Here is a 10839-nt window from a genome sequence, read left to right as displayed (position 1 = left end):
CCCCCCCCCCCCCCCCCCCCCCCCCCCCCCCCCCCCCCCCCCCCCCCCCCCCCCCCCCCCCCCCCCTCCCCTTCCCCCCCCCCCCCCCCCCCCCCCCCCCCCCACGGCGGCGGGCGCGGCGGGCCGGTCCGGTGCGCACGGCACGGGACCTGCCCGCCTCCGCTCGGTCCGGTGGCCCGTTCGGCCGCCTCCCCGGTCGGCACGACACGGCACAGCACCGGCAGGGCACGGCACCGGCAGGACACGGCACCGGCACGGTCGCGGACGGCCGTGGCACCGGCAGGGCACCGCACGGAACGGCAGCGGGCGGCCGCACCGGCAAGGCGGCGCGCCGACCCGGCAGCGCGCCGCCGCCCCGGCGGCTCGGGCCCTGCGGAGGCCGGCTCCCGCCGGGCCACGTACCATGGGGTGAGGCCGTGGCATGTCAAGCCCGGCAGGGCCCGCGTCACACGACGCAAGCATCAGCAGGGCCGTCCTCACCACTCCGGGAGTACGCCGCAATATGGCCGTGTCCACCACACGTCATGACATCCGCAACGTCGCCATCGTCGCCCACGTCGACCACGGCAAGACCACCATCGTCGACGGCATGCTCAAGCAGGCGGGTGCCTTCGCCGCGCACCAGCTCGAGCAGGTCGACGACCGTGTCATGGACTCGAACGACCTGGAGCGTGAGAAGGGCATCACGATCCTCGCCAAGAACACGGCGGTGAAGTACCACCCCAAGGACGGCGGGGAACCGATCACCATCAACATCATCGACACCCCCGGCCACGCCGACTTCGGCGGCGAGGTCGAGCGCGGTCTGTCGATGGTGGACGGGGTGGTCCTGCTCGTCGACGCCTCCGAGGGTCCGCTGCCGCAGACCCGGTTCGTGCTGCGCAAGGCGCTGCAGGCCCGGCTGCCGATCATCCTGTGCATCAACAAGACGGACCGTCCGGACGCCCGGATCGACGAGGTCGTCAACGAGGCCTACGACCTCTTCCTCGACCTCGACGCCGACGAGGACCAGATCGAGTTCCCGATCGTGTACGCCTGCGGGCGGGACGGGATCGCCTCGCTGACCAAGCCCGAGGACGGGACCGTACCGGCCGACTCCACCAGCCTGGAGCCGTTCTTCTCCACCATCCTGGAGCACATCCCCGCCCCCACCTACGAGGCCGAGGCCCCGCTCCAGGCGCACGTCACCAACCTCGACGCGGACAACTTCCTCGGCCGTATCGCCCTGCTGCGCGTCCACCAGGGCGAGCTGAAGAAGGGGCAGACGGTCGCCTGGATGAAGCGGGACGGGTCCGTGCAGAACGTGCGGATCTCCGAGCTGATGATGACCGAGGCGCTCACCCGCAAGCCCGCCGAGAAGGCCGGGCCCGGTGACATCTGCGCCGTGGCGGGCATCCCGGACATCATGATCGGCGAGACGCTGGCCGACCCGGAGACCCCGCTCGCGCTGCCGCTGATCACGGTCGACGAGCCGGCCATCTCCATGACCATCGGCACCAACACCTCGCCGCTGGTCGGCCGCGGCGGCACCGGCAAGGGCGCCGACAACAAGGCGGCGGTCAAGGACCGCAAGGTCACCGCCCGCCAGGTGAAGGACCGGCTCGACCGCGAGCTGATCGGCAACGTCAGCCTCCGGGTGCTGGACACCGACCGCCCGGACTCCTGGGAGGTCCAGGGGCGCGGTGAGCTGGCGCTGGCCATCCTCGTCGAGACGATGCGGCGGGAAGGCTACGAGCTGACCGTCGGCAAGCCCCGGGTGGTCACCCGGGAGGTCGACGGCAAGGTCCACGAGCCGGTGGAGCGGATGACCATCGACGTGCCCGAGGAGCACATGGGCGCCGTCACGCAGCTCATGGGCGTCCGCAAGGGCCGCATGGACAACATGTCGAACCACGGTTCCGGCTGGGTCCGCATGGAGTTCGTGGTGCCCTCCCGCGGGCTGATCGGATTCCGGACGGAGTTCCTCACCCAGACCCGCGGCACCGGCATCGCCCACTCCATCCACGAGGGCCACGAGCCCTGGTTCGGCACGCTCAGCACCCGCAACAACGGCTCGCTGGTCGCCGACCGCTCCGGCGCCGTCACGGCGTTCGCGATGACCAACCTCCAGGAGCGCGGGGTGCTCTTCACCGAGCCCGGCACCGAGGTGTACGAGGGCATGATCGTCGGAGAGAACTCCCGCTCCGACGACATGGACGTCAACATCACCAAGGAGAAGAAGCTCACCAACATGCGGTCGTCCACGGCCGATGTGACGGAGTCCATCGTGCCGCCGCGCAAGCTGTCGCTGGAGCAGTCGCTGGAGTTCTGCCGCGACGACGAGTGCGTGGAGGTCACCCCGGAGGCCGTGCGGATCCGCAAGGTGAACCTGGACGCGCGGGAGCGCGCCCGCGCCGCCAGCCGCGCCAAGCACGGCTGAGGCATATCTCACACACGGTCCCTGAATCGGGCGCCCTCTCCACCGAGGGCGCCCGAGCTTTTTTTGCAAGCTGTTTTCCCGGACTCGTCCGGTCCGCAGCGGGTCGGACAGCACCCTCCGCTGTCCGAAAAACGGAGATCGTCGACCGATAGCCATGTAACAAGTCCGTTTCGTGGCCTTCTTGCTGCGAAGGGTTTGTCCAGTTTTTGGAAGATGTAGGCGCGAGCTGTGACTGAATTGAGATTTCCGAACGGTGGTCGCCACCTGGCGCATGGCAGATAGTTAGCCGCGTAGCTCGGACCAATGGGTCTCGCGCTGTGGGGACAGCGCCGGCTCACGAGCACAGCACCAGGGGGTGCCTGGGCTTCCGTCAGGGGTGGCGGAAGGTACGCACAGCACCCCCTCCTGTTGGTGAACACGTGGAGTCATGAGGAGGAGCCCCAATGCGCGGTGTCACGAACACCAGGTGGGCCATGCCGTCACCGTCCGTTCCAGACAGCAGCGCAGGCGCGTACGTCGATCGCCGCTAGGGCGCCGGGTCGTCTTCTGCGGCCTCCTCCCTACGCGCGTCCGGCTGCGGGTTTCCCGTACCCCTCGGGTCTCCTGACGCTTCTTCACGCTCCGGACCGCGGCCGCGCACACCCTGCGCAGGCCAGCGATCCGACACACCCACACTTGTGAGATGGGCAAACTGTGACAAGTCCTACCGACATTGAGGGCGGCGGCACGGCCGTCGTCGTCGACGGCGAACCAGAGCCGGAGGCGAAACCCGAAGCCGGCACGCTGGAAGGCCGGTCTCCCGGCCAGCTGATGTGGACCCGGTTCAAGCGGGACCGCACGGGCGTCGTCTGCGCGGTGGTGGTGATCGGCTACTTCGTCGTCTCCCTGCTCGCCCCGCTGCTGGCCAAGCTGAGCGGGACCAACCCGTACACGCTCTACGGCCAGGACCCGACCTACGCCGACAAGCCGATCCTCGACCAGTTCGGGCTGCCGCTCGGCTACCTGGGCGGCGTGTCGGGCGACCACTGGTTCGGTGTCGAGCCCCAGCTCGGCCGTGACCTGTATGCCCAGCTGCTGTACGGTATGCGCACCTCGCTCTTCATGGCGCTCGCGGTGACGGTCCTGACCATGGGCACCGGAATCGTCATCGGCCTGATCGGCGGGTACTTCGGCGGTCGGACGGACTACTGGATCGGTCGGGTCACCGATTTCTTCCTGTCCTTCCCGAGCCAGCTGTTCTTCATCGCCTTCATGCCCGTGGTGACGTCGTTCTTCGTGGATCCCCGCGAGGAGACCCCCACCTACTTCCGGGCACTGGCCATGCTGGTCGTGCTCTGGGTGCTGGGCTGGATGAGCATGGCGCGACTGGTGCGTTCCACTGTCCTCTCCCTACGGGAACGGGAGTTCGTGGAGGCCGCGAAGGTCTCCGGGGCATCGCCGGCGCGGATCGTCCGCAAGGAGATCCTGCCCAACGTGGTGACGCCGATCCTGGTGCAGTTCACGTACCAGCTGCCCAGCACCATCCTCACCATCGCGTTCCTGTCCTTCGCGGGCGTCGGCTTCGTCGAGCCCACGCCGGACTGGGGACGGCTGTTCGCGGCCGGTGCGCGCTACGCGCAGCAGGACCCCGCGTTCATGTTCTTCCCGGGCATCGCGCTGGTGATCTTCATCCTCTGCTTCAACCTTCTCGGAGACTCCGTACGGGACGCCTTCGACCCCAAGTCCGGGCGATAACTCGCTCGTTGGTGGGGGGTGGCTGCCACCCCCGCTCGGCCCCGGGCGGCCGGCGCCTGGCAGTACTCATGGACAACAAACCGACAGGTAGGTGGATTAGCCACATGATGTCTCACCGCTCACGTACGGCTCGCGCCGTCGTGGTCGCCCTCGCGGCCGGCTCCCTCGCCCTGACCGCGTGCTCCAAGAACGAGGGGGGCAAGGCGAGCACCGATTCCAAGAAGGACCAGAAGCAGGCCGCCGTCCAGTCCGAGGCGGTCACCTACGGCGACGCCGCCGCCTCGACCGGCCCCGCCGCGGAGGTGCCCGGAGCCAAGCCCGGCGGCACCATCCAGGTCTACCAGGAGTCCGGTCTCTCCCACCTCGACCCGGGTCAGATCTACGTCTCCGACGCCGGTCAGCTTGCGAACCTGCTCTTCCGCCGGCTGACCCAGTTCGAGGAGGACGACAAGGGCAACGTCTCGGTCGTCGGCGACCTCGCCACCGACTCCGGCCAGTCCTCCGACGGCGGCAAGACCTGGACCTTCAAGCTGAAGGACGGGATCAAGGACGAGAACGGCAACGAGATAACCTCGGCCGACGTCCGGCACAGCGTCGAGCGCCTGTTCGCGAAGTTCATCTTCGACGGCCCGTCCTACCTGCAGACCTGGCTCGCCGGCAAGCAGTACGCCGACGACTACCGCAAGCTGCTGCCCGGTGGCGGCTTCGACGGCAAGCACCTGCCGGCCTCCGTCCTGGACACCCCGGACGACCACACGGTGATCTTCCACTTCGACACGCCGCGCACGGACCTGCCGCAGACGCTGGCCATGGCCGGCTACGCGGTCGTCCCGGCGAAGAGCGACACCAAGGAGAAGTACGACCAGGCCCCGGTCTCGACCGGCCCGTACAAGATCTCCGAGTACAAGGTCGGCAAGACCATGAAGCTCGTGAAGAACGCCAACTGGGACCCGAAGACCGACTCGGTGCGCCACCAGTACGTCAACGGCTTCAACTTCCAGTTCGGCGTCACCGGCTCCACCCAGACCAAGCGTCTGATCGCCGACCAGGGTGACAACAAGAACACCATCCAGTTCACCGGCAGCGTCGACGCCACCCAGATCCAGGACGTCATCGGCAACCCCGAGACCAACAAGCGCACGATCAAGGGCTACCAGCCCTACGTCATGCAGCTGAACTTCAACCTGGACCGGGTCAAGGACAAGAAGGTCCGCGAGGCGATCACCTACGCGATCAACTCCAAGTCCCTCATCGCCGGTGAGGGCGGTGCCTACGGCGGCGACGTCGCCCCGAACTACTTCGCCCCGACCCTGCCGGGCTACGAGCCGAAGTACGACCCGTTCGGCCGTCTGAAGACGCCGCAGGGCAACATCGCCAAGGCCAAGGAGATCCTCAAGGACGTCCCGGCCTCCGAGAAGAAGCTCGTCTTCGCCTACGCCAACAGCGAGAAGGGCCAGCGCCGCAAGGTCGCCATCGAGGACGCCCTGTCCAAGGTCGGCTTCAACGTGGTCTCCAAGGAGATCGACTCCGCGAGCTACTACGAGCAGATCGGCAAGCTCAACAACCCGTACGACATGTACATCACCGGCTGGGGCCAGGACTGGCCGTCGGCCGCCACGGTGATCACGCCCATCTACGACCCGAACCAGGTCTTCGACGGCTCCCCGAACTACTCGCACGTCAAGGACCCGAAGGTCGACGAGCTGATCAAGAAGGCCCTCACCCAGGAGCCGGCCGAGGCCGCCAAGACCTGGAACGAGGCGCACCACTACCTGCTGGAGGACGTCATCCCGGCGGCTCCGCTGTGGTACACCAAGCAGCTGCAGCTGTTCGGCTCGAACATCGGCGGTGCCCGGTACAGCTCGGTGTCCAGCTACATCGACGTCACCCGCCTGTACCTGAAGTCGTAACGCTCCACGGTTGATCGCGGGGGCCCGCACCAGGCGGAGCGGGCCCCCGCATCCGAGCGACAACCCTCCACCGTCTCCGCAGAGAGCAGTCAGCCCGCCATGCTTCAGTTCATCCTCCGGCGCTCGGTCGGTGCCGTCGTCACACTCTTCCTCATCGGTGCGGCAACGTTCTTCCTGTTCGTGGCCGCGCCCTCCGACTACGCCTCTCTGGCCTGCGGCAAGGACTGCTCGCCACAGCGGCTGGCGGACATCCGGGACGCCCTCGGCCTCAACCTGCCGGTCGCCCAGCAGTTCTGGGACTTCATGACCGGCATCGTCATGGGCCGCGACTTCCCGACGGGCCACTGTTCGGCGCCCTGCCTGGGCCAGTCGTTCTACTCGGGCGACATGGTCTGGAACACCATCATGGACCGCTTCCCGCTGACCCTGACGCTGACCGTGGGCGGCGCGATCGTCTTCCTCGTCCTCGGTATCGGCTCCGGCATGGTGGCCGCCTACCGGCGCGGCAGCATGATCGACAAGGTCGCCACCGGCGCTTCCATGGTGCTCAGTTCCTTCCAGATCTACTTCCTCGGCCCGATCGTGCTGGTCGTCCTCGTCTACAGCACGGGCCTGATGGACGACCCCAAGTACGTATCACCGTTCGAGGATCCGGTCGGCTGGTTCGTCGGCATGTCGATCCCGGTGTGCGTGATGGCCACCATCTTCACCGCGCAGTACACCCGTATGTCGCGCTCCTCGATGATCGAGCAGCTCGCCGAGGACCACGTCCGCACCGCGCGCGCCAAGGGCATGTCGAAGAAGTACGTGTTCTTCCGCTACGCGTGGCGCGGTTCGCTGATCCCCATCGTGACGGTGTTCGGCATCGACTTCAGCTCGATGCTCGGCGGCGCCGTGGTCACCGAGTTGACCTTCTCCCTGCAGGGCATAGGCCGACTCGCCGTCAACGGGGCGACCACCAAGGACCTGCCGCTGACGATGGGCGTGATGCTGGTCGGCGCCTTCTTCATCCTGCTGGTGAACATCATCACCGACATCGCCTACGCCTTCATCGACCCGCGCATCCGGCTCTCCTAGGAAGACCCCACACCGTGACCACAATGACCAAGACCGAGGGGGCGCCGGCCCCGACCGGGCCGGAGGGCTTCCTCTCGGTACGCGATCTGCAGGTGACGTTCTCCACCGAGGACGGCCCCGTGAAGGCGGTCGACGGCCTCTCCTTCGACGTGCAACGCGGCCGGACCCTGGGCATCGTCGGCGAGTCCGGCTCCGGCAAGTCCGTCACCAACCTGACGATCCTGGGCCTGCACAACCCGCAGAGCACCACGATCGACGGGGAGATCCTCTTCGACGGCAAGGAACTGATCACCGCGACGGAGAAGGAGCTGGAGAAGCTCCGCGGCAACCGCATCGCGATGATCTTCCAGGACCCGCTGACCGCGCTGTCGCCCTTCTACACGGTGGGCCGGCAGATCGCCGAGCCGTTCATGAAGCACACCGGCGCCTCCAAGAAGGCCGCCTGGGAACGTGCCGTGGAGATGCTCGCCAAGGTCGGCATCCCCAACCCCCGGGAACGTGCGAGCGACTACCCGCACCAGTTCTCCGGCGGTATGCGCCAGCGCGCGATGATCGCCATGGCCCTGGTCTGCGACCCCGACCTGCTCATCGCCGACGAGCCGACCACCGCACTGGACGTGACCGTCCAGGCGCAGATCCTGGACCTGCTCCAGGACCTCCAGCAGGAGTTCGGCTCGGCGATCGTCTTCATCACCCACGACCTCGGGGTCATCGCCGACACGGCCGACGACATCATGGTGATGTACGCGGGCCGCGCCGTGGAGCGCGGTACCACCGACCAGGTGCTCCGCTCGCCCCAGCACCCCTACACCTGGGGCCTGCTGAACTCCATGCCCCGTCTGGACTCGGACCTCAGCGCCCCGCTGGCGCCGATCCCCGGAAGCCCTCCGTCGCTGCTCAACCCGCCGACCGGCTGCCGCTTCCACCCCCGCTGCACCTTCCAGGACCGGGTCGGCGGCAACCGCTGTGCGACCGAGCGGCCGCAGCTCGACGTGGGCCGCGCCTCGGCGTGCCATCTCACGCCGGAGCAGAAGCGGACCGTCTTCATCGAAGAGATCAAGCCCCGACTGGGCTAGGAGGACCACGTCATGAAAGAGGACCTCGTCCTCCCCGCTCCCCGAGAGACGGTGCCCGAGCCCGCCGGAGAACCCCTGCTGGTGGCGGAAGGCCTCACCAAGCACTTCCCGATCAAGGGCGGCTTCCCGATCCGCCGCACGGTCGGCGCCGTGCAGGCCGTCGACGGCATCGACCTGACCGTGCGCGTCGGCGAGAGCTTCGGCCTGGTCGGCGAGTCCGGCTGCGGCAAGTCGACCACCGGCCGGCTGGTCACCCGGCTCCTCGAGCCGACGGCCGGCAGGATCAGCTACCGCGGCCAGGACATCACCCACGCCAAGCGCCGCGAGATCGCCCCCATCCGGTCCGAGATCCAGATGATCTTCCAGGACCCGTACTCCTCGCTCAACCCGCGCCAGACGGTCGGCACGATCATTTCCGGCCCGATGGAGATCAACGGGATCAACCCGCCCGGCGGCCGGGAGAAGCGGGTACGGGAGCTGCTGGAGATCGTCGGCCTGAACCCGGAGCACTACAACCGGTTCCCGCACGAGTTCTCCGGCGGTCAGCGCCAGCGCATCGGCGTGGCCCGGGCACTCGCCCTGGAGCCGAAGCTGATCGTCGCCGACGAGCCGGTCTCCGCCCTGGACGTGTCCATCCAGGCCCAGGTGGTCAACCTGCTGCAGGAGGTGCAGAAGGAGCTCGGCATCGCGTTCCTCTTCATCGCCCACGACCTGGCCGTGGTGCGGCACTTCTCGCAGCGTCTCGCGGTCATGTACCTCGGCAAGGTGATCGAGGTCGGCGACCGCGACTCCATCTACAACCGCCCCCGTCACCCCTACACCCACGCGCTGCTGTCCGCGGTGCCGGAGGTGGACGTCACCGGCGACGCGGTCGCCCGGGAGCGCATCCGTCTGACGGGCGACGTGCCGTCCCCGATCAACCCGCCTTCCGGCTGCCGGTTCCGCACCCGCTGCTGGAAGGCCGCCGACAAGTGCGCCAGCGAGGAACCGCCGCTGATCCAGCTCTCCGACAACCGCGAGGGCCATCTGACGGCCTGCCACTACCCGGAGGACCCGTCGATTCTGGCGCACGGCACCTCCGAAGGGGCGGCTTCCGCGAAGGACTGAGAACGCCGGACGCCGGGCCGCTCGCGGACCACCGGAATCCGCGACCGGCCTCCGGCTCCCGGTCCGGTGTCCGCCCTGCGCGCGCGTCCCGGTGTGCCCGCGCGCACCCGTGCGCCCGAGCGTCCCGGTGTGCCTGATTGCCCCCGTTGCGTGCGTGCCCCGTTGCGTGCGTGACCCGCGGCGCGCGTGCCCCGGTGCGTGCGTGACTCCCTGCGTGCGCCCGCCCGAAGGGCCGCCGGGCACCGGCCGCACCTCGGACGCCGCCGGTCCGCGCCCGCCGGGCGCCGGCTGTGCCTCGCCTGTGCCGGACCACCGACGCCTGCCCGCGCCGGCGACACCACGAGAAACGGGGGAGTGCCGCCCGCGTCGAGGGCGGTGCCGCGGCCGAACGGCGGCACACGGCGGGCTGTGCCCCGGGGCGAGGCGGCACACGGCGGGCCGTGCCCCGGGGTGACTCAGCCGCGGGCGGCCGCCACGGTGATGATCTCCGGGCTGGTGGGGTCCAGCGGCGCGCGGGCCCAGTCGCCGTACCGTTCGGTGGCCGCGAGGCCGACCTCGCCGAGGAAGCCGTCCAGGGGCCCGGCGGACAGGAACCGCAGGGTGCTGCGGCAGACGCGGGGGCTGCTCCAGCGCCCGCCGTCGTAGGTCTCCGTGAAGGTGACCCGGTCCCCGGCGACGGGCGCCTCCACCTCGTGCCACACGCGGACCGCGCCGCCCTCCGCGTCGCTGATCTCGTGCACCCGGTCCGGTGTCCACCGCTCCCAGGCCCGCGCGGCGGGGTTCCGCGTCTCGAAGACGAACCGGCCGTCCTCGCCCAGGGCCTGCCGCACCGCGCGCAGCGAGGCCCGCACCTCCTCGTCCCCGACCAGTTGCTGGAAGGCGTGACCGGTCATGACGACCAGGTCGAACTCCTCGCACCACAGCCGGCTGCGCAGATCGCCCAGTACCCACTCGACGTCGGGTTCGGCCCGCCGTGCCTGCACCAGCATGGCGGCCGCCGGATCCAGACCCACCAGCCGCCCCCGGTGCCCGAGTTCGCGGGCCCGCCGCAGCAGCTGGCCCGTACCGCAGCCGACGTCGAGCACGGCGCCGGCCGACATCACCCACTCCAGGTAGAAATCGTCCCCCGGCCCCCACGGGTTGAGGCGGTCGTAGAGCCCTGCCAGGGAGAGGTCCGCGAACGATCGATCGACCACCGGGGCAGTCTGGCACACCTTCGGCCCCCCTGTACCGCGGACCACCGGTCGCACCGCGCAGGACCGGTCGGGGTATCGGGCCGGCCGAACGTGCGGAGCCGGGGACGGCGGTTGCGGCCGTCGGTCACCGGTTCGCGAGGGTCCGTCGACCTCGCTGAGCGGAGGGGCCGTCACTCCCCCGGGTGAAGCGTGCCCCCATAGGGTGCGGTGAATGTGCGTGATGTGTGCTGTGCACCGATATTGACCGGTAATGGATCAGGCAACGGACCAGGAAACGGACCAGCGCCACGGCGCTGCCGGCACAGCGCAGTCATGCGCGT

Annotated in this window: 7 protein-coding genes; 6 read left to right on the top strand and 1 reads right to left on the bottom strand. The window is 69.1% G+C overall.

The features are described 5' to 3' along the window. Window positions 1–502 precede the first annotated feature (502 nt). The 6 genes from typA to ACL02U_RS21830 all read left to right on the top strand — a co-directional run bounded on the left by typA (window position 503) and on the right by ACL02U_RS21830 (window position 9323). Window positions 503–2419, top strand: a complete 1917-nt coding sequence (gene typA, locus ACL02U_RS21855; RefSeq protein WP_412792574.1) for a translational GTPase TypA — start codon at window positions 503–505, stop codon at window positions 2417–2419. Between the two features lie 693 nt (window positions 2420–3112). Next, the gene (locus tag ACL02U_RS21850) at window positions 3113–4153 is read left to right on the top strand and encodes an ABC transporter permease (RefSeq protein ID WP_412792573.1); all 1041 of its coding nucleotides are present in this window, start codon (window positions 3113–3115) and stop codon (window positions 4151–4153) included. Between the two features lie 104 nt (window positions 4154–4257). After that, window positions 4258–6063, top strand: coding sequence for an ABC transporter substrate-binding protein (locus tag ACL02U_RS21845; protein ID WP_412792572.1), 1806 nt, complete (start codon window positions 4258–4260; stop codon window positions 6061–6063). A gap of 99 nt (window positions 6064–6162) precedes the next feature. After that, a complete protein-coding gene (locus tag ACL02U_RS21840) occupies window positions 6163–7140 on the top strand; it encodes an ABC transporter permease (protein ID WP_412792571.1) in 978 nt (325 codons plus the stop codon). Between the two features lie 14 nt (window positions 7141–7154). Continuing rightward, a complete protein-coding gene (locus ACL02U_RS21835; protein WP_412792570.1) occupies window positions 7155–8216 on the top strand; it encodes an ABC transporter ATP-binding protein in 1062 nt (353 codons plus the stop codon). A gap of 12 nt (window positions 8217–8228) precedes the next feature. After that, window positions 8229–9323, top strand: coding sequence for an ABC transporter ATP-binding protein (locus tag ACL02U_RS21830; RefSeq protein WP_412792569.1), 1095 nt, complete (start codon window positions 8229–8231; stop codon window positions 9321–9323). Between the two features lie 455 nt (window positions 9324–9778). On the opposite strand, the gene ACL02U_RS21825 is transcribed toward ACL02U_RS21830, so the two are convergent. After that, window positions 9779–10519 (bottom strand): class I SAM-dependent methyltransferase, encoded by a 741-nt coding sequence (locus tag ACL02U_RS21825; protein WP_412792568.1) that lies wholly within the window; start codon window positions 10517–10519, stop codon window positions 9779–9781. Between the last annotated feature and the right edge of the window lie 320 nt (window positions 10520–10839).

Origin of the sequence: Streptomyces sp. MS06, from assembly GCF_047200655.1 — a bacterium.
In the GTDB taxonomy this organism is placed as follows: domain Bacteria; phylum Actinomycetota; class Actinomycetes; order Streptomycetales; family Streptomycetaceae; genus Streptomyces.
This window is presented reverse-complemented; position numbering and strand designations above follow the sequence as displayed.

Excerpts from the sequence above, each read along its gene's own strand:
- typA (WP_412792574.1), top strand. The coding sequence starts at position 503 with ATGGCCGTGTCCACCACACGTCATGACATCCGCAACGTCGCCATCGTC.
- ACL02U_RS21845 (WP_412792572.1), top strand. The coding sequence starts at position 4,258 with ATGATGTCTCACCGCTCACGTACGGCTCGCGCCGTCGTGGTCGCCCTC.
- ACL02U_RS21840 (WP_412792571.1), top strand. The coding sequence starts at position 6,163 with ATGCTTCAGTTCATCCTCCGGCGCTCGGTCGGTGCCGTCGTCACACTC.
- ACL02U_RS21830 (WP_412792569.1), top strand. The coding sequence starts at position 8,229 with ATGAAAGAGGACCTCGTCCTCCCCGCTCCCCGAGAGACGGTGCCCGAG.